This window comes from Faecalibacillus sp. H12 (genome assembly GCF_013361255.1).
GTDB lineage: Bacteria > Bacillota_I > Bacilli_A > Erysipelotrichales > Coprobacillaceae > Faecalibacillus > Faecalibacillus intestinalis.
Window position 1 is genome coordinate 19829 of the sequence record NZ_JABWDK010000017.1, and the last position, 20773, is coordinate 40601.

Here is a 20773-nt window from a genome sequence, read left to right on the forward strand (position 1 = left end):
TCTTTATTTTTCTTTAACAAGTTTACTTCCTGAGTTGAAACCAATCATTAATCCTAATGCAACAAGTAAGATTGCGACTACTAGTTGTAAACCATCAACCATTAAAACAAATCCACCTGTTACAAATAATTTCATAACGATTCCATAAATAGCTTGTACTAATGCTGTCATTGTAACGATAAACATTAATACCATTGGGATATATAACATAAATCCTTTTCTTCCAGTAACTTTTAAGAAAACAGCTAATGAAATTAAAACCATTGCAGCTAATAATTGGTTAGCTGATCCGAATAATGGCCAAATATTAACATATCCACCTAAACTTAATAAATATCCACAAACTAAAGAAATAATTGTTGAAACGTATTTATTAGTTAAAACTTTAACTAAACCACTTGGTTCTTGTCCTTCTTCTACTTCAAAGAATTCTTGGAAAGACATTCTTGAAATTCTTGCAACAGCATCTAATGAAGTTAAAGCAAGAGCTGAAACAAACATTGTCATAATGCATAATCCCCATGATTGAGGTAAACCAAGTTGAGCAACTAAACCAGTAACACCAGCTGAGAATTTAGTAAATGGTGTTGCTGTATCAGCTAAAGCCATATTAGCAAGTGTACTATCTAAGACACCAGATGCTTTTAAGTTTGGTAAAGCACCAACAATAACGATAACTAAGATAGCAAGTAATGATTCAAGTAACATAGAACCATAACCAACTTGTAACATATCTTTTTCGTTTTCTACTAATTTTGAACTTGTTTCAGATGAGACAAGTGAATGGAAACCAGAAACGGCACCACAAGCAATTGTAACAAATAATGTTGGGAAGATATAACTTCCTGAAGCAGATTTAAATCCTACAAAAGCTGGTGTTGTAATTGTTGGATTGCTTACAAATACACCAATAACAGCAGCAACGATCATTCCAATGAATAAGAATGTTGTTAAATAATCACGTGGTGTTTTAAGTAACCACATAGGTGTAACTGAAGCAAAGAAAATATATACAAAGACAACATAAATCCAAGTTGTTTTAGTAGCATATACTGGAAACATAATTCCAAGTGCTAACATAGCAATAATTAAAGCAATACCAAGAATCACTTTTGGTAAACCTTCTAGTTTAACTTTTTTCAAGAATAAACCAAAGGCCATTGCTACGAAAACATATAAAATTGAAATTGAAGCAGCACTCGCATTTGGTGCAAGTTTAGCTCCATCAGCACTAATTCCATTAAATGTTCCAGCAACCATATCAGCGAAAGCTGCAATAACAATTAATGTAAAAATCCAACAAAATAAGAAAAATAATTTTTTACCTTTACGTCCAATATATTTTTCAATGATTTGTCCCATTGATTTTCCTTCTGTTTTAACAGAAGCATAAAGTGCTCCAAAATCTTGTACAGCACCAAAGAATACACCACCAACGATAACCCATAAAAAGGCTGGTAGCCAACCAAACATCATTGCCATAACTGGTCCAGTTACAGGTCCAGCTCCTGCAATTGATGAGAATTGATGAGCAAAGACTGACCATTTGTTTGTAGGTACAAAGTCTGTCCCATCTTCTTTTGCAACAGCAGGTGTTGTTGCTTTTGGATCAATTCCCCATGTTTTAACTAAGTAACGACCATAGAATAAATAAGCCACTACTAAAATTAAAGCACTTAATCCAAGTAATAGTAAACCATTCATAAATGAATCCCCCTCTTTTAAATCAATCATCACATATAAAAAGGTTTTCGCTTAACTTTACGCTAAGACGAAAACCTTGTTCCGCGGTACCACTTAGATTGCGATATTTAATCGCCCCTTCACATCTTTTTATAATGCTATTTCTTTAACGCAGAAATTACGATTTCCCTACTTTTATTTCAAGATAATAGCTCACAAGTGATGGTCTTATATCATTACCTACATTCTTTCCACCAACCGAATGTTCTCTATAGGAAGCGGATGTAAAATCGTATCTTGTTCATCGCTCATTTATATGTATGTCTATATATTATACCTCTTTTTTTGTTTGTCAATAGTTTTTTATTTTAATAACTATATTTTTTATCAATAAATATTTTTTTCGTTCAGTCAACTCATCTTTTGATACATATAATATATTGGTGATTATATGTCCCTACCTTACATGAATACTGTTTTACTTAATCAGATGATTGTCATCATTTCACAATCATTTAATGAATGTTTTTCAAATGATGAACAGGCCATTATTGGCGCTTTTTTAACAACTCTAGGAGATATGCTCTCTTTAAATAGTGCTTATATCTCTTATTTACAAGATCAAAATTCCCTTTCTAAACAAAATCAAAATGATTATGATTTATTAGAAAAAAGTATTGAAAAAATAAAAGTAGAACTTAATAAAATGAAAAGTAATGTCCAAAAATGAACATTACTTTTATTAATTATTAACACTTTGATGTGGGGCATATGTCGCATCATCAATTCCTTTAAAAGTATAGCCTAAATTTTTATAGTGTTCAATAATAGCAGGTAAGGCTTGAACAGTGGTATCCTTAGCTTGTGTATCGTGGCATAAAATCATGACATTATTATCATGACATGATGTCCCGTTTCTAATCAACTTATCTACAGCTACATGATTTCCTGAAGCATCTGTTGAATCTCCATTCCAATCATAATATTGATATCCTTTTTCAACAACTTCTTTTGTAAGAGTTGACATAATTCCTTGACAATATCTTCTTGACACTGTATTTGAACTTCCACCTGGGAAACGAATATAATGTGGTACAAAACCGATTTCTTTTTTTACCATTTGCCCTACTTTATTTAAATCATCAAAATAAGCATCAACTGAAGCATAGACAGTTGAATATTCATGACTATACGTATGAAGAGCAATCGTATGTCCTGCATTATAAGCATCTTTAATCAAATAATTATAATCTTGATTTCTTCCTATTACAAAAAATGTTGCTTTAGCATCATATTTTGCAAGTATATCCATGATTTTTTTAGTATTTTCTGATGGACCATCATCAAATGTTAAATAAACAACTTTTTCATTAGATTGTTTATCACTACCAATTTTTTTAATTACATTTACTTTTCTTTTAACAGTTATTTTGTTTCCAGAACTATCTTTTGCCACATAAGTAACTTCATACGTTCCTTCTTTAGAAGTATCTAAATTTTTATCATCAATTTTATATTGGATATCTTCTAAACTATTATCACTTACTTCCACACCAGCTTTTAAATCAGGTGTTGTATTTAAAGAAACCGTCAAATCATCCAATCCCTTAAATACAGGTTTTTGTGTATCTACAACTTGAATCGTTGTTGTATATTCTCTATTTTTATATGTATATGTCACTTCATATTTTCCTAGCTTTTTAATATTTAAATTTTTGCTTTGACATGCTACATCTTTAACACTTCCATGTTCAACTTCACTAATATAGCTATTGGGATTAAACTTCCCATTAATTTCTACTGTCAGATTTTCTTTAAAATGCAGTTGTTTTTTTATAAATGTTTGATAAACAAATAAACCTATTCCTAAGACGATTACTCCAATCAAAGTAATCACTAATTTTTTTCTATTTTTCATATAGACTCCTACTCTTTTCTAAATATTCTTGTACTTTTTTAATAAACCTATCAATAACTGGTGAAAGACGTGTATATTTCTTCCATATAAAAACGGTATTTGTTGATAGTTCTGGATAAAAAGGAATGAAACAAATATTCTTTTGATTTAACACCTGATAGGCTCCTTCTACTGTAATCGCTGCTCCTTGATCATCTTGAATAAAAGGAAGAATTGCTGAAGCAAAATTATAAGAAAACATGCTGTGCAACGAAACATCCCCTTTTAACCAATTAGAAATTTCACTTTGAACAATTTCCCTATTTGTTAAAAATAATGGTAATTCTTTTAAATCCTCTTTTTTAACATAGGGCTTATTAGCCAAAGAATTAGTTTTTGAAACAATTATTCCCCATTTTTCTTGAAGCGGTATACGTAAATGATTATATTTTGAAATATCTACTGGTTCCAACAAAATCCCAATATCTACTAATCCTTGATCAACTCTTTCTTTAATCAAATCCGCATTTCCTACATAGATATCAAATTTTACAAGAGGGTATTCATCATGAAACTCTTCAATCACTTGCGAAAGAACCGTTTGTGAAGATGAAAAAATACCCGTTCCAATCATAATTTGACCAACCATTTCTTCTTCACTTTGAGTAATCTCTTGTTCTGTTTTATTAACAAGTGATAAAATTTCTTCTGCTCTTCTTCTAAGTAAAACACCCTCATCTGTAAGTTCTATTTTTCTTTTTCCTCGAATAAATAAAGGCTTCCCTAATTCATCCTCCAACTGCATTAATTGTCTTGATAATGTAGGTTGTGTCATATGTAGTTGCTTAGCTGCACGCGTAATATTTTTCTCACGCGCAACCATTAAAAAATACTGAAGTATTCTAAGTTCCATGATTTTTACCTTCCTTTTTATTTTAACCCATATTTCTTAAAAAAAATCTAAATTATTCTAAAGATTTCTAAAGAATTATATTTTTTCTAAATATCCGCTTTCTATCCAGCCTATTTCTTTATTTTTGATAATATAGGCAAATTTCCCATATAATCCTATTACTTTAACATCTTCATTTTCATGAACCGTTATAAAATGATCAATATAATCATCTAAACAATAAAAGTGTTTATTTTTCAAATAAATAAATTCATTTTTGATCCATAACATTTGGTTTGTATGAATAACTTTACAAAATGAAAATTCTTCTCTTTTTTCTAAAATTTCTATTTCAAAATTTGGCCAGGAAACCTTATGATTTTCCTTATTTTCTACAAATTTGTCTTGTTTTATTCTATAGATTGGTAAAGGTTGTACAAAATGATTCTTAAAAGTTAAATTCTTACCATCATTTTCAATAATAAGTGCATTCAATTGACTGATAAATTTAACCCCTGTTCCGCCATCAATACTAATTATTTTTTTATCAAAATCCATCAAAACATCATTTTTAATTTGATTTTGATAAAAATTTGACGTTGGTAAATGACCTACTATGACATATTTTTTTAAACAATGACCTACTTTTTGAAAATCTCTTTTTTCGATAAATGAAGAAAGCGGTGCATTTTGCCAATCATTTTTGTTTTCAATCCCAGCATGAATACATAAAAAATCATCGGTTTCTATTGAAGTAGGCAAACTCGCTATATAATTAAGTTCTTCTTGTAAAGATTCTCTTACAATTTTTTGTAAGATTTGTGGTTTTTCTTTCTTCAAATCTAAATGTTTTCGAGAAACAATTTGATCAATCATTCCACTTTTACCAATTTTACGTAAGTAATGTAACATTTCTTGACAAAGATCATCATCATTAATCAATGCATCTAAAGCATATTCACAATTACCTAGTAAAACATATACCCTTGGGCTTTTTTGTTGTAAATATTGAAGATAGTGTACTGTTTCTATGGCTTGTGTTCCCTTTTCTACAAAATCTCCATCAATAATCAAATAGTCTTGTGTAGTATATCGTGCTTCTTTTAAAAGCTGTTTGAAACGATCTAAATGACTATGAATATCAGAAACAACAATACATCTATAAGGTTTTTCTATATTTAGTTTTTCATGTCTTATTTCTATCATATATCACCTATTTAAAAAGGATAGAAATTCTATCCTACTTTCTTTTTAACATTGTTTCAATAAGTTCATCATTATTTTTAGTATTTCTAAATAATAAAAGCGCATCATCTAAATTTTGACTCGCACGTGTCCCATTTAATGAATAATGAATCATATGGTTCACTTGTAGTTCTTTTTCACTTAATAATAAATCTTCTCTTCTTGTTCCAGATTTAGCTATGTCGATTGCTGGAAAAATGCGTTTTTCTTGCATTGCACGAGATAATACAAGTTCCATGTTTCCTGTTCCTTTAAACTCTTCATAAATAACATCATCCATACGACTTCCTGTATCTACAAGAGCAGTTGCAAGAATCGTCAAACTTCCCCCTTCTCTCATATTTCTGGCCGCACCAAAAAATCTCTTTGGCATATAAAGACAGTTTGGATCTAATCCCCCTGAAAGTGTTCTTCCTGATGGCGAACAAATCAAATTATAAGAACGTGTTAAACGTGTTATACTATCTAATAAAATCATTACATCTTGACCATGTTCAACAAGACGTTTTGCTCTTTCAATGACCATTTCTGATACTTTTTTATGTCGATCTGGTGTTTCATCAAACGTTGAATAAAGAACTTCCACATTATCTCCTTCAACAGCTTCTTTAATATCCGTTACTTCTTCTGGCCTTTCATCAATTAATAAAATTAAAATATGTATATCTTTATTATTTTCTTTAACAGCTAAAGCTATATCTTTTAAAAGCGTTGTTTTTCCTGCTTTTGGAGGAGAAACAATAATTCCTCTTTGACCTTTACCAATAGGAGCAAGTAAATCTATCATTCTCATTGCTATTTTTCCATTTTTGCCAACACTAATTTTTTCATTTGGAAAAATTGGTGTTAAGCTTTCAAAGGATTTTCTTTTCATTGCTGTTTCTAAATCATAATGATTGATTTTTTGAATATGTAAAAGAGATCTAAACTTTTCAGATGCTTTTGGTTCCCTAACAACACCTGTAATAAAATCACCTGTTTTTAATTTAAATTTATAAATTTGTGATTGAGAGACATAGACATCATGAGGATCTGATAAATAATTTGCATTTCTAATAAAACCAAATCCATCAGGCAATACTTCTAAAAAACCTGTTGTAATGATTCCATCATCTAATGAATCTTTTGTATATTCTTTCTTTTCTTTTTTTGTATTTTCCATAATATCACCTCAACCATTATGTCATATTTTCTTCTTTTTAGCTATAAAAACAAAAGAAAAAGTAGATTTCTATCTACTTTATTCAACAAAGGTAAAAACATCTTTTGCTTTAAGATGTTCTAAAATAAAGATTTCATTTTCATCAATATGTCCTAATAAATTTCTTTGACCATCTACCTTCATTTCTTTTAAAACGATTTGAATTTCTCCTCGATAATGTACAAGATTGTCATTGACAATTACAACATCACCCCTTGTATAGTACGCTTTATCACAAGGACGACATGAAATTTCTTTTCCTTTATAAATCATTCTTGTCCAACGTGAACGTAACATATAATTCATACAATCACCTAAATCACTATGACTTGGATAATTAAATAAAATTTCTTTTTCCAAAGCAGTAATACCCTTATCTAAATGAATCTTAAAAGGTATTCTTTTAGTTAAACCATGGGGCACAAAATCTGCTAAAAAACCTAAAGATTCATTTTTAGGAATATCTACATACACTTGTTTCATTACTTGATCGATTGCTTTAAATTCTTCATCACTAGCATAGGCATTTCCAATGATTATTTCATCTACATTGTCTAAAGCTAAACAGTGTTTTAATTGAATTTCTATCGGCATATCTCGATGTTCTTCAATGGTTGGAAGACCATCACTCACTGGCCATGGTCCATGACTTCCTTTAACTAAACTTGAAATAAAGATAGCTACCGGAATATTTTTAGCTTTCCAATAATTATTAATATCATTAATAGTTTCTAAACTTGGAGCCGTATATCTTTCTGGATAGAAATTATGACATGTAGAAATATTTTCTAGTTTAGCTCCATTTTTAATAGCTGTTTCAATGATATCAATAAAACTTGTAGACATTTCAATTTTAATGCCTTCTTTATTATTAATAAGAGTGGCATCCCTTTCATCGTTAAAACTAAAATCCATTCTTAAAATATCTACCCCAATATCTTTAAAAACCGAAAGATCTGTTTCTGTTGCTTCTAATCTATGAAATAACTCACTATTACAGTCACCAGAAACAATCATGCCATATTTATGAACGATTTTTGTAAAATCTTTAAAATAAGCAATAATTTCTTCTTTTGTCCCTGGTACTGAAAACATGCTTGTAAATACTTTTTTAAAACCATAAGTCGATGCTTTTTTTAAATAGGCATCAATTTCTTCTAATGTTTCTTGTTCTGGATATAAAGAAACACCTAACATTACTTTTTTCATAAACATCCTCCTCATAAACATTATTTTATCATGTATATACAAGTATCACAATAAATAAAAAGAGGATTTCTCCTCTTTAAACAAAAGCATGATCAATTTCAATGACACAATGATATTCGTCACTGATTTGTTTGACTTCAGCACTTATTTTATTCTTTAAAATTTGATGACTAATTTGATCATTAGCTGGTATTAAAACATCAAATATTAAATTTGTATGATTCTTTCCTGGAACCATTCTAAAATCATGAATCGAATAATGTTCATCTATTCCTTTTACAATTTCTAAAACTTGTTGTTTTAAAGCTAATAACCTTGGATTATGCACATCCACTGGATCATAATGAATGGTCGTATGAATATGATATTTTTCTTGAATTGCTCTTTCAATATCATCGATTTCTTCATGAATTTTCATAATATCTTCTTGACAATCTACTTCCACATGAAGTGTCATAAACATTCTTCCTGGTCCATAATCATGCATCATTAAATCATGAATACCTAAAGGTTTATCATATGACATAATAAAATTTTCAATGTCATCTATCAAGGCTTTATCAGGTGCCAATCCTAATAAAGGATTGATTGTATCTTTAAATACATTAATTCCTGCAAAAATAACAATTAAAGAAACAATTGTCCCAATAATTCCATCAACTGGTAAATCAGTTATCAATGTAAGTATTAAAGAAACAAGTGTTGCAAATGTTGTCACAACATCATTTAAACTATCTTGTCCTGCAGCTTTTAAAGATGATGAATCAATTTTTTTACCAATTTGATTATTAAAATAATACATCCATAGCTTCACTAAAATAGAAAATATTAAAATCACTACTGCAACAAATGAAAACATAACTTTTTCAGGATTAAAAATCTTAACAACTGATTCTTTTAAAGATTGAATGCCTACTGCTAAAATTAAAAAAGCAATCACCATTCCTGCAATATATTCATAACGTCCATGACCATAGGGATGATCTTTATCAGGATGTTTATTAGCAAGTTTAAAGCCAAATAAAGAAGCTAAATTACTTCCTACATCCGATAAGTTATTTAAACCATCTGCTTGAATAGCAACCGAATGAACAATTAAACCAATTGTTATTTTAAAAATAACTAAAACAATATTGCATATAATGGACAAAATGGAACATAACGTTCCATAAGCTTGTCTTACTTTTTGATTTTTATAATCATCATAATTTTCAATAAATCTTTGTGTTAAAAAATGAATCATGATAAAACATCATAAACAAAAATATTTTGTTTATCTACCTTTATTAATTCAACTTCTTCTAATTCTTTTAAATATTTATTTACTTTTTCTTGATCAACTTCTTTATTAGCAAGTATTGCAAGATTTACTTGAATTTGGGGATTATCCACTTTAATATAAGCTGTATTTTCAGTTGTATAACCTGCTTTATTTTTCATTGTTTCTAGAATTGAAACATAAGCAAGTTTTGTTTCTAATCTTAAACTTTTATAATGATCAAATAATACCTTTGGCATATAAAATTCATCCTTTGATTTTTCAATAACTTCTTTTAAACTTTCTTTAGTATATAATTCCATACTTCTTCACTCCTTTTGTTTCTATATTATACCATATCTAGAAAAAAAGAACATTGTGTTAATCTCTTTTTCTTTGCGTAAATGTACTGACATCGTCAAAACCAATTTCCTGATATTTTTTTGCTACATTTAAACAATTTTCACCAACACGATCACTTGTATGACTATCAGTACCAATGGTAATAATACGTCCTCCTAAATCATAATAACGTTGTACCTGTTCGAAATTAGGAAATCCACATGTTTTTAAATCTCGATATCCCGATGTATTGACTTCAATACCTTTTCCTTTTTGAATAAGTGTTTTAAAGATTTCATCTATAATATCTTGATATTTTTGATGATCAACAGTTTTATCCTCATAAGGTCCATATCTTACAATATAATCTAAATGGCCTAAAACATTAAAACAATCGAAAGCTTTTACACATTTTAATGTTTCTTCAAAAAATTCACGATGTGCTTGTTCCTTTGTTTTTCCTTTAAAAAATTCACCATAATAAAATTCTGTATGATGAATCACATGAATAGATCCAATAACAAAATCAAAAGGATATTGTTGAATTAAATTTTCAATTTCTTCTTGATGATCTAAATCCAATCCCATTTCAATACCCCATTTAATTTTTATTTGATCTTTGAATTCCTCTTTTAAACTTTGAATCTCTTGATAATAGTTTTCAACATCTAATTCAAAAGAATCTATTGGATAATCAAAATCACGATGATCTGTAAAACAGATTTCATCTAAATTCATTTCTATCGCTTTTAAAACATGTTCTCTAGGATTTGCTTCACTATCCCCTGAAAAATGTGTATGCATATGATAATCTATAACTCTCATATTTTATCCTCCATTTTTCCTTATTATAACAAATAAGAGAAAATATTGCTATTTTCTCTTATTCATAAATTATCTGTTAAATTAATCTAAATCAGTTCCGTTTGATTCTATTACTTTTTTATACCAATAGAATGAATCTTTTGGTCTTCTTGATAAATCTCCAGTTCCATCATCATGTTTATCTACATAAATAAAACCATAACGTTTTCTCATTTCTCCAGTTCCAGCAGAAACTAAATCAATACATCCCCATGTTGTATAAGCAATTAAATCAACCCCATTATCACAAGCAGCTGACATTGCTTCAATATGTGGTCTATAGTAATCAATACGATAATCATCATGGATTGATCCATCTTCTTCTACTGTATCATAAGCACCTAGTCCATTTTCTACGACCATTAGTGGAATTCTATAACGGTCATAGATTTTTTCTAATGAATATTGAAGTCCTAATGGATCTAAAGCCCATCCCCAATCTGAATAAGTTAAATATGGGTTACGAATACCTGCCGCAAAGTTACCTTGTACTGTATCTTCTGTTTCATGAGTTGTCACATTGTTTGTCATATAGTAACTATATGTAAACATATCAACAACACCTTCTTTTAAGACTTTTAAATCTTCTTCAGTGATATCTAAATCTGTAATGTTATGTTCTTTCCAAATTCTCTTTGCAAATGGAGGATAAGCACCAAAGCATTGAACATCTCCACAATACCAGAAGTTTTCTTCCATTGTTTGTTGATTTAATAACATGTCTTTTGGATCACATGTATGTGGATATGTGATTGCTCCTGCAAGCATACATCCAATTTTGTTTTCAGGATCAATTTCATGTCCTAATTTAACGGCTTTTGCACTTGCCACAAATTGATAATGTAAATGTGTTAAACGTTTTTTGTAATCTTCATCAGTTGTCCCATCACCAAACATATTAATAACATTTAAAGTATTATTGATTTCATTAAATGTTAGCCAATATTTAACAAGTCCTTTGTATTCAGTAAAGACTGTTTTACAGTATTTTACAAAGAAATCAATGTATTGACGATCTTGCCAATCTCCATATTTTTCTACTAAATAAATTGGTGTATCAAAGTGATGAATCGTAACTAATGGTTCAATATTATATTTTCTTAATTCTTTGAAAACATCTCTATAAAATTCAATACCTTCTTGATTAGGTGTTTCTTCATCTCCACGAGGATAGATTCTTGACCAAGAAATAGACATTCTAAACATCTTGAATCCCATGTCTGCAAATAATTTAATATCTTCTTTATAATGATGATAGAAATCAGTACCTTCATGATTTGGATATAAGTATCCATCTAAACAAGCATAATGATCTCCACCTTCTGGTAAAGCATCATCAAAATGAACTTGTGGTGTTGCATGTGCATTTCCATCTTTATCGATCCAAGTTACTTTTCTTGGTTCTTTGACACTACCACCTATTGTAAAGTCTGTTAAGGCTGGACCACGTCCACCTTCATTCCATCCACCTTCATATTGGTTTGCAGCTGTTGCTCCTCCCCAAAAAAATCCTTCTTTAAATCCCATTTGAATTCCTCCTTTATCATTGATTATTATTATATTCATTTTCATGTATTCGTTTACATTTTTTCATAATATGAAACATAAAAAGAGAAGATTTAATAATCTCCTCTTGTATGAAATTCTTTTTTGTTTCCAGTTACTTGATGTCTTTCTTTAAGTTTATTTTGAATATCTTCTAAACTGACACCTCGATCATTCATTAAAACAAAAGTGTGGAATAATAAATCAGATATTTCTCCAACCAATTCTTCTTTATTATCATTTTTTGCTGCAATAATTGTTTCGCTTGCCTCTTCACCCACTTTTTTACAAATCTTATCAACCCCTTCATTCAATAAGTAATTTGTATAAGATTTTTCAACTGGATGAATCTTACGATCAGCAATTGTTTTTTCCAATTCTCTAAAAATATCTCTTGCATCATAAGCTTGTACTTCATTAAAGAAGCATGAATAAGCCCCAGTATGACAAGCCGCTCCTGTTTGTTTGACATAAATCAATAAAGTATCTAAATCACAATCTAAATACATTCCTTTAATATCTTGAAAATGTCCTGATTCTTCTCCTTTATGCCATAACTTTTGTCTGCTTCTTGAATAAAAAACAGTTTGTTTAAGTTCTAACATTTTATCATAAGCTTCTTCATTGACATAAGCTAACATTAATACTTCTTTTGTTTGATAATCTTGGACAATTGCTGGAATTAATTCCATTTTATTAAAATCTGGTCTCATTATCTTGTTCTCCTTACATTTATACCATGTTTTTTACATTCATTTCTTACATCTTCAACAGTTGCTTCATTAAAGTGGAAAAGTGAAGCCACTAATGCTGCATCAACATTTGTTTTTTCAAAAACATCAACAATATCTTGAACACTTCCACAACCACCTGAAGCAATAACTGGAATATCAACAGCCTTACAAACAGCATTAAGCATTTCAATATCATAACCCGCTTTAGTTCCGTCAGCATCCATCGAAGTAAGCAATACTTCTCCAGCACCTAAACTTTCGCATTTTTTTACCCATTCAATTAAATCTAAACCTGTATTTTCTCTTCCACCTTTAACATAGACATCCCATCCACTTTGGTCTTCTCTTTTTTTTGCATCAATAGCAATTACTACACATTGAACTCCAAATTCATCAGCTGCTTCTTTAATTAGTTGAGGATTAGCAATTGCTGCAGAATTAATAGAAACTTTATCAGCACCTGAGGCAAGAATCATTCTAAAATCATCTAATGTTCTAATTCCACCTCCTACTGCTAGGGGAATTGTTAGTTCTGAAGCCCCGCGTTCAATAATATCTTTCATAATGCCTCTATCTTCATAAGAAGCTGTAATATCCAAAAAGACAACTTCATCTGCACATTGTACGTCATATTTTTTAGCAAGTTCAATAGGGTCTCCAACATCTTTTAATCCAACAAAATTGACTCCTTTAACCACTTTCCCATCTTTGATATCCAAACAAGGAATTATACGTTTTGTAAGCATTTGATTGTCTCCTTTAAATCAATTTTCTTTTCATAATAAGCTTTTCCAACGATACATGCATAATAACCTTTTTGAGCAACTTTTTGAATATTATCAAAATCTTTAATTCCTCCAGAAACAACAAATTGAATTTGACTGTTTTTAGCAATTTCATCATACATTTCAAAATTAGGTCCTGTCAAAGTTCCATCTTTAGAAATATCTGTTGCTACAATATAGCCAACACCAATAGATTCCAAATATTGAATAAATTCAATATAAGGCATTTGACTTGTTTCTAACCATCCTGCTGTAGAAACAAAACCATTTTTAACATCTACACCGACAACTATTTTCTCACTACCATATTGTCTTAATACTTCTTTTAAAAATTTGGGGTCTTTTAAAGCTGCCGTTCCTAAAATAACACGATCAATTCCTACTTCATCTAAATAGAGTTGAACTGTTTTTAAATCACGGATTCCTCCACCAAGTTCTATTTTCATTTTTGTGCTATTTCTAATTTTTTTAATCGTTTCTAAATTTTTAGCAAAACCATCTTTAGCGCCATCTAAATCTACAACATGTAAATAAATAGCTCCTGCTTTTTCAAAAGTTTGAGCAAGTTCTTCTGGATGATCACTATAAACCGTTTTTTGATTATAATCTCCTTTAAATAAACGTACTGCTTGTCCATCTTTTAAATCTATTGCTGGAATAACTAACATTCGACCATCTCCTTAAACGCAAGTAATATTTTATGTCCAACCATGCCTGATTTTTCAGGATGGAATTGGCACCCAATGACATTTTTATTTTGCACTAAAGCTGTAACTTTAGTAGTTCCATAATCTGTATACGCTACAAGATTTTCATCTTTACAATGTGCCATATATGAATGTACAAAATAAACATCATCATTTTCATGTACATATTTCAAAATTGGTTGATGATTTGTTATATGTAATTGATTCCATCCCATATGAGGAATCTTTTCATCAATATCCATATAACGTACTGAACCTGGAATAAATCCTAGTCCTTTTGTTTCTTTTACTTCACACCCTTTTTCAAATAAAATTTGCATTCCTAAACAAATCCCAAGAATAGGAATTCCTGCCTCTTTTCGCTCTGTTAAAATATCAACTAAATGATACTTTTCTAAATTTTTCATCGCAGTAGGAAAAGTTCCTACTCCAGGTAAAACAATTCCCTTAGCTTCTTTAATAACTTTTTCATCTCTAGAAACAACAGCTTCAAGTCCAATTCTTTTAAAAGCACCGACAACACTTTTTAAATTTCCTACATTGTAATCAATAATAACAATCATTTATAAAACTCCTTTTGAAGAAACGATCTTATCTTTATTTTTTTCATCAATGCGTACCGCCTCTTTTAAAGCTCTTCCAAAAGCTTTAAAACATGCTTCGATTATATGATGAACATTATTTCCATAAGCCTCATTTAAATGCAATGTTGCATTCATATTGTAAGCAACCGCTCTAAAAAATTCTTCTGTCATTTCACTTTCATAATTTCCTAAATTAACTTTAGGAATATCTACATTAAAAACAAGGAAACTTCTTCCTGAAATATCTAAATTGCATGTTACTAGTGCTTCATCCATAGGAATTGTAAAATGCCCATAACGTGTAATACCCTTTTTATCACCTAAAGCTTCTAAAATAGTTTTACCTAAAGCAATTCCCATATCTTCAACGCTATGATGACTATCTACTTCTAAATCACCATGACAAATCATTTTGATATCCATTTCACTATGGAAAGCAAGCAAGGTCAACATGTGATCAAAAAAACCAATCCCTGTTTGAATCTCTGCTTTCCCTGTACCATCTAAATTAATTTCTAAACTAATTTGTGTTTCATTTGTATTTCTTTTTAGTTTGGCTTCTCTCATGATTATTCCTCCTCAAAACGTACAGCAATACTATTTGCATGAGCATCTAAACCTTCACTTTTTGCGAAAGTTTGAACATCATCTTTAAATGTTTCTAAAACATCTTTTGGATAATAACTATAAGATGAATATTTAACGAAATCATAAACACCTAATGCTGAATAGAATTTAGCTGTTCCTCCTGTTGGTAAAACATGGTTTGTTCCTGACATATAATCACCTAGAGGTTCTGGTGAGTATTCTCCAAGGAAAATAGAACCTGCATTTTTAATATAAGGAAGTGTATTGACTGGGTTTTCAACTAAAACTTCTAAATGTTCTGGCGCTAAATAATTAGATACTTCAAAAGCTTCTTTTAAGTCTTTTACAAGAATTGCTCCTCCATAATTTTGAAGAGATTCTTCAATAATTTCTTTACGTGATAAATAAGCCATTTGTCTTTTGAGTTCAACATTGACTTTTTCAACAAGTTCTTTACTTGTTGTTACAAGCATTGCACTAGCAAGTTTATCATGTTCTGCTTGTGACATTAAATCAGCAGCAATATATTTAGGATTCGCATTTTCATCAGCAATAACTAAAACTTCGCTTGGACCTGCCACCATATCAATATCGACAACCCCATAGCTTAATTTTTTAGCTGTCGCAACAAAGATATTTCCTGGTCCTACGATTTTATCTACTTTTTCAATTGTTTCTGTTCCATTAGCGATAGCAGCAACCCCTTGTGCTCCACCAAATTTATAAATAGTATCAACACCTGATACTTTTGCAGCTGCAACAATAACAGGATTAACTTTGCCATCTGCTTTAACCGGTGTAATAATGACTAAATCTTTAACTCCAGCAAGTTTTGCAGGAATGGCATTCATTAAAACTGTTGAAGGATAGGCAGCTGTTCCACCTGGAACATATAAAGCAACTCTTTCAATTGGTCTTACCATTTGTCCCATGATCACTCCGTTATCTTTATATAATGACCATGATTTATCAATTTGATTTTTATGGAATTCTGTAATTTGTTGTTTTGTTCTTTCAAGGATTCTTATGTAATCTTGATCCACTTGTTTTAAAGCTTCTTCTTTTTCTTGATTTGAAACAACGAAATCATTTTCATCTTTAATTTGATAACCATCAAATTTTCGACAATAGTTGATCAAGGCTTGATTTCCATTTTTTCTAATATCATTAATAATATCATTTACAGCATTATTAACTTCTATCGAAATTTCTTCTTTTCGATTATTTAATTTTTGTGCAATTTCTTTTAAATTCCCATCATATTCAATTACTTTAAGCATCTTAATTTCCCCCTATTACTTTTTCTAATTGATTTACAATATTCATAATTTCATCCTTCTTAAATTTAAAAGCTACCTTATTAACAATCATTCTTGTTGAAATATCACTTACTTTTTCAATTACTTCTAGACCATTTGCTTTAAGAGTTGAACCTGTTTCAACAATATCAACGATTGCATCAGAAATTCCTGTCACTGGTCCTAGTTCAACAGAACCTTCTAATTTAATAATTTCCACATCTTCTTGTTTAGAAGCAAAATATTTCTTTGCAACATTTGTATATTTGCTGGCAATCTTTTTACGACGATTAAATACTTTATTTCGATATTCTGGATAAGCAGCTACTGCGAAATAACATTTTCCTATTTCCAGATCAAGAAGTTCATAGTAATCTTCAAAATCTACATCATCCAACGTATCCTTTCCTACAAAACCAATATCAACAATCCCATGTTCCAAAAATGTAACAACATCATTGGGTTTACCAAAAATCATTGAAATTCCATCTTTTGTTTCAATTAATAATTCTCGATCTTTATTAAAAATAGGATCCATATCAAAACCTGCTTCTGCAAGCAGTTTACATACTTGTTTTTCGATTCTTCCTTTAGTAATAGCTATTTTAATCATGTTACTCTCCCTCTTTTTCAATGGCTTTTAAAATATGATTCATATGAAAGCAGAACCCAACAGCTGTTTTATCAACATTAAATCTAGGAAGCAAATCATCATAACGTCCTCCTGATAAAATTGGATTTGCACTTTGATCACTATATCCTTTAATCATAAAGCCTGTATAATATTTCATGGTTGGAACCATTCCTAAATCAAAAATAATTCCTTCTTTACTATCTAATGATTCATAAAGATCTTTTAATTCTTGTAATGCCCCTAACAAAACAGAATCTTGACATTTATCCATCATTTGATGAAGTAAATCAATATTTCCAAAACATGTTGGTAAAGATAACAGCAATTGATTCAAGCTTTCTTCAAAATCATTTTTAGAAACAAAACGTTTCATTTCACTAATATCTCTTAATCTTAAAATATCTTCTAATTCATTTCTTTGATTTCCCACCAATTCTAATAAACGATTATAGAATTTAGCAGAGCCCAATTCTAAAAGAATATTTTTTAATGAAATTCCTGGTAAAGATTCTTGAATCATTGTCATAACTTCCTTATCTCCTTGAAGTCCTGGCTTATTCATTAATTCTACACCACCTTGAAAAAACTCACTACTTCTTCCTTTATGCATTGTTTCTTTACGATAAACTTTTCCAAAATAACTATAGCGTGCTTCACCTGTATTGGCACTATTGGCATATAATCTAGCTAGTGGTATTGTAAAATCTAAACGCATGGCAACATTTTTACCTTCGTGATTGATGTATTGAAACATCTTATCAACAGTAAAACCACAATCCAATTTTGTATATAAATCAACATATTCAAATGATGGCATCAACACTTCATTGTACCCATGATTTGAAAAAACATGTCGTAAATGATTTTCAATTTCCCTTAATTTTTCTACATTTGTAATAATTGCATCTATGCTTTCTTCAGGTATCAAATATTTAAACTCTTCCATAAAAATCCCCCTTTATTAAAAAAAACGAGTCATCTAATGACTCGTTTCAACATCATTAGATACAGCTTAATTGTGATAGACAAAATGGGCTGTATCATAAATGATATAACCCTACTTTTTCCAATGATGGTGATGTAATTGTGTGTTATTTAGTATTTTCATAGTAATCACCTCTTGTTGTGCTTTATTCTAGCATAGATTGTATACAAAGAAAAGATAATTATGTATTTTTATGAAATATTTTATACTTTAAATACTTTATTGTATACAAATCATAAGTTGTAATTTTTTATTTTTTGATAATTGATTGTATACAATTTTTATCGTGATAAAACACGCTGTGTAGTATTTTTATTATCACGATAACTTATTTATATGATAATTTTTTCTTAATTTATTCATTTATTATTATTAAAGATGTATGATAGCCCTAGGAGGATATAACAATGGAATATATTGAAAGAGTATTAACAAACTTAAAAGCTAAAAATACTGATCAACCTGAATTTATCCAAGCCGTTGAAGAAGTATTAGAAAGCTTAGAACCAGTAATCAAAGCTCATCCTGAGTATGAAGATATGGCTATTTTAGAAAGATTAACTGAACCAGAAAGAACTTTAATGTTTAAAGTACCTTGGATGGATGATCAAGGTAAAGTTCAAGTAAACAGAGGATATCGTATTCAATTCTCTAGTGCTATTGGACCTTATAAAGGTGGTTTAAGATTCCACCCTTCTGTTAACCTTGGAATTATTAAATTCTTAGGATTCGAACAAATTTTCAAAAACTCATTAACAACACTTCCTATCGGTGGTGGTAAAGGTGGCTCTGATTTCGACCCACAAGGTAAATCAGATGCTGAAGTTATGAGATTCTGTCAATCATTCATGACTGAATTATATCGTCACATTGGACCTAGCGTTGACGTACCTGCTGGAGATATCGGCGTTGGTGGTAGAGAAATCGGATATTTATTTGGACAATACAAACGTATTAAAGATGCTTATGAAAACGGTGTTTTAACTGGTAAAGGTATGACTTATGGTGGTTCATTAATTAGACCAGAAGCTACTGGGTTTGGTGCTGTATACTATGGTAAAGAAGTATTAGCTCATTTCAACGATACTTATGAAGGAAAAACAATTGCTGTTTCTGGATATGGTAACGTTGCTTGGGGTGTATGTATCAAAGCTAAAGAATATGGAGCAAAAGTTGTTTCTATTTCTGGTAGAGATGGATACGTTTATGATCCTGATGGAATCAATACTGATGAAAAAATTGATTTCTTATTAAAAATTCGTTCATCAAATGATGTTAAATTAAAAGACTATGCTGAAAAATTCGGATGTGAATTCCATCCTGGTGAAAAACCATGGGGATTAAAAGTAGATATGGCTTTCCCTTGCGCTACTCAAAATGAAATTGGTGAAGAAGAAGCTAAACAATTGATCGCTAATGGATGTAAATACATCATCGAAGGTGCTAACATGCCAAGTACACCTGAAGCAATTGCTTACTTTACAGCAAATGGTGGTACTTTAGGACCTGCAAAAGCTGCTAACGCTGGTGGTGTTGCTGTTTCAGCATTAGAAATGTCTCAAAACTCTATGAGATATAACTGGACAAGTGAAGAAGTTGATGAAAAATTGCATAATATCATGAAATCAATTTTCAACAACTCTGTTGCTGCTGCTGAAAAATATGGATTAGGATTTGACTTAATCAAAGGTGCTAATATTGCTGGTTTTGAAAAAGTAGTAGAAGCTATGATTTCTCAAGGAATCTATTAATAAACAAAAAAATGGACAGGAGATTAAATCTCTTGTCCATTTTTATATTGATTAAATTTTTTATCTAATTCTTCATAAAATGATGTAGCGTTTACTAAATAAATATTTTTTGTATGATTATTAAATTGTAATTCAATTCGATGTTTTGAATTAAGTGAATATGCTGTTAAATCCTTAAATTCAATCATTTGAGGCATAAAACCGATCCCCTTAAAGAAATATACTAATAAAGCATCTTCAAAAACAGAAGCGTTAAAACGTATTAATAAAGTAGGAAGTACCCCTAACGCTAGTAATAAAACAACCACTAATTTCATTCGATCATAACGAAAATAAATTCCACTAAACGCACATAAAATAACCAAAATAATTGAAATAACGACCATTCTTAAATCTTTATATTTAAACATAACTTTTCTCCTTTAAAGATAAAAAAATGGTGGTTCCGGGCGGAATCGAACCACCGACACGAGGATTTTCAGTCCTCTGCTCTACCGACTGAGCTACGGAACCATCATTTGGCGGTCTGGACGGGACTCGAACCCGCGACCTCCGCCGTGACAGGGCGGCA

General features: G+C 30.1%; 21 protein-coding genes, 1 tRNA gene and 1 other annotated feature. Of the genes, 2 read left to right on the forward strand and 20 right to left on the reverse strand.

Annotation, left to right across the window (positions count from 1 at the left end; genetic code table 11):
- Positions 1-3: 3 nt before the first annotated feature.
- A complete protein-coding gene (locus HUU89_RS10430; protein WP_048923931.1) occupies positions 4-1704 on the reverse strand; it encodes a carbon starvation protein A in 1701 nt (566 codons plus the stop codon).
- A gap of 60 nt (positions 1705-1764) precedes the next feature.
- Positions 1765-1997 (reverse strand) — a binding site (T-box leader).
- 137 nt (positions 1998-2134) lie between these two features.
- Between HUU89_RS10430 and HUU89_RS10435 the strand changes: the two genes are divergently transcribed.
- Entirely contained in the window at positions 2135-2413 is a 279-nt protein-coding gene (locus tag HUU89_RS10435; protein WP_032090184.1) for a hypothetical protein, read from the forward strand.
- A gap of 12 nt (positions 2414-2425) precedes the next feature.
- Here HUU89_RS10435 and HUU89_RS10440 read toward each other — a convergent pair whose 3' ends face one another.
- From HUU89_RS10440 to HUU89_RS10520, 17 genes are all read right to left on the reverse strand, one after another.
- Entirely contained in the window at positions 2426-3601 is a 1176-nt protein-coding gene (locus tag HUU89_RS10440; RefSeq protein ID WP_175301706.1) for a polysaccharide deacetylase family protein, read from the reverse strand.
- Entirely contained in the window at positions 3591-4493 is a 903-nt protein-coding gene (locus HUU89_RS10445) for a LysR family transcriptional regulator (RefSeq protein ID WP_032090186.1), read from the reverse strand. Before HUU89_RS10445 ends, HUU89_RS10440 begins: the two co-directional genes overlap by 11 nt.
- 75 nt (positions 4494-4568) lie before the next feature.
- Complete coding sequence (locus tag HUU89_RS10450) at positions 4569-5678, reverse strand: metallophosphoesterase (RefSeq protein WP_175301707.1); 1110 nt, start codon at positions 5676-5678, stop codon at positions 4569-4571.
- Positions 5679-5712: 34 nt separating this feature from the next.
- A complete protein-coding gene (rho, locus tag HUU89_RS10455; protein WP_175301708.1) occupies positions 5713-6879 on the reverse strand; it encodes a transcription termination factor Rho in 1167 nt (388 codons plus the stop codon).
- Between the two features lie 78 nt (positions 6880-6957).
- On the reverse strand, positions 6958-8127 hold the full coding sequence (locus HUU89_RS10460; protein WP_175301709.1) for a MupG family TIM beta-alpha barrel fold protein: 1170 nt from the start codon (positions 8125-8127) through the stop codon (positions 6958-6960).
- Positions 8128-8203: 76 nt separating this feature from the next.
- Positions 8204-9370 carry a cation diffusion facilitator family transporter gene (locus HUU89_RS10465; RefSeq protein WP_175301710.1) on the reverse strand — a complete coding sequence of 389 codons (1167 nt, stop codon included), beginning with the start codon at positions 9368-9370 and terminating at the stop codon, positions 8204-8206.
- Positions 9367-9708, reverse strand: coding sequence for a hypothetical protein (locus tag HUU89_RS10470; RefSeq protein ID WP_032090190.1), 342 nt, complete (start codon positions 9706-9708; stop codon positions 9367-9369). Before HUU89_RS10470 ends, HUU89_RS10465 begins: the two co-directional genes overlap by 4 nt.
- A gap of 58 nt (positions 9709-9766) precedes the next feature.
- The gene (locus HUU89_RS10475; RefSeq protein WP_022001722.1) at positions 9767-10552 is read right to left on the reverse strand and encodes a histidinol-phosphatase HisJ family protein; all 786 of its coding nucleotides are present in this window, start codon (positions 10550-10552) and stop codon (positions 9767-9769) included.
- An 81-nt stretch (positions 10553-10633) separates the two neighbouring features.
- Positions 10634-12118 (reverse strand): family 1 glycosylhydrolase, encoded by a 1485-nt coding sequence (locus tag HUU89_RS10480; RefSeq protein WP_175301711.1) that lies wholly within the window; start codon positions 12116-12118, stop codon positions 10634-10636.
- Positions 12119-12210: 92 nt separating this feature from the next.
- Positions 12211-12849: a bifunctional phosphoribosyl-AMP cyclohydrolase/phosphoribosyl-ATP diphosphatase HisIE gene (gene hisIE / locus HUU89_RS10485; RefSeq protein ID WP_032090192.1), complete on the reverse strand. Its 639-nt coding sequence runs from the start codon at positions 12847-12849 to the stop codon at positions 12211-12213.
- Positions 12849-13616 (reverse strand): imidazole glycerol phosphate synthase subunit HisF, encoded by a 768-nt coding sequence (gene hisF / locus HUU89_RS10490; RefSeq protein WP_175301712.1) that lies wholly within the window; start codon positions 13614-13616, stop codon positions 12849-12851. The genes hisIE and hisF overlap by 1 nt, the downstream gene beginning before the upstream one ends.
- Entirely contained in the window at positions 13598-14323 is a 726-nt protein-coding gene (gene hisA, locus HUU89_RS10495; protein ID WP_175301713.1) for a 1-(5-phosphoribosyl)-5-[(5-phosphoribosylamino)methylideneamino]imidazole-4-carboxamide isomerase, read from the reverse strand. Before hisA ends, hisF begins: the two co-directional genes overlap by 19 nt.
- Positions 14317-14925 (reverse strand): imidazole glycerol phosphate synthase subunit HisH, encoded by a 609-nt coding sequence (gene hisH / locus HUU89_RS10500; RefSeq protein WP_175301714.1) that lies wholly within the window; start codon positions 14923-14925, stop codon positions 14317-14319. Before hisH ends, hisA begins: the two co-directional genes overlap by 7 nt.
- The gene (gene hisB, locus HUU89_RS10505; RefSeq protein ID WP_175301715.1) at positions 14926-15513 is read right to left on the reverse strand and encodes an imidazoleglycerol-phosphate dehydratase HisB; all 588 of its coding nucleotides are present in this window, start codon (positions 15511-15513) and stop codon (positions 14926-14928) included.
- A gap of 2 nt (positions 15514-15515) precedes the next feature.
- Positions 15516-16814 carry a histidinol dehydrogenase gene (gene hisD, locus HUU89_RS10510; protein WP_175301716.1) on the reverse strand — a complete coding sequence of 433 codons (1299 nt, stop codon included), beginning with the start codon at positions 16812-16814 and terminating at the stop codon, positions 15516-15518.
- 1 nt (position 16815) lies between these two features.
- Positions 16816-17445: an ATP phosphoribosyltransferase gene (gene hisG, locus HUU89_RS10515; protein WP_032090198.1), complete on the reverse strand. Its 630-nt coding sequence runs from the start codon at positions 17443-17445 to the stop codon at positions 16816-16818.
- A gap of 1 nt (position 17446) precedes the next feature.
- On the reverse strand, positions 17447-18412 hold the full coding sequence (locus HUU89_RS10520; RefSeq protein WP_175301717.1) for an ATP phosphoribosyltransferase regulatory subunit: 966 nt from the start codon (positions 18410-18412) through the stop codon (positions 17447-17449).
- 446 nt (positions 18413-18858) lie between these two features.
- On the opposite strand from HUU89_RS10520, the gene gdhA reads away from it, so the two are divergent.
- Positions 18859-20202 (forward strand): NADP-specific glutamate dehydrogenase, encoded by a 1344-nt coding sequence (gene gdhA, locus HUU89_RS10525; protein ID WP_032090200.1) that lies wholly within the window; start codon positions 18859-18861, stop codon positions 20200-20202.
- A 23-nt stretch (positions 20203-20225) separates the two neighbouring features.
- Here gdhA and HUU89_RS10530 read toward each other — a convergent pair whose 3' ends face one another.
- Both HUU89_RS10530 and HUU89_RS10535 read right to left on the reverse strand, forming a co-directional pair.
- The gene (locus HUU89_RS10530; RefSeq protein WP_119363492.1) at positions 20226-20612 is read right to left on the reverse strand and encodes a hypothetical protein; all 387 of its coding nucleotides are present in this window, start codon (positions 20610-20612) and stop codon (positions 20226-20228) included.
- A 27-nt stretch (positions 20613-20639) separates the two neighbouring features.
- Positions 20640-20715: transfer RNA gene (locus tag HUU89_RS10535), tRNA-Phe, on the reverse strand.
- Between the last annotated feature and the right edge of the window lie 58 nt (positions 20716-20773).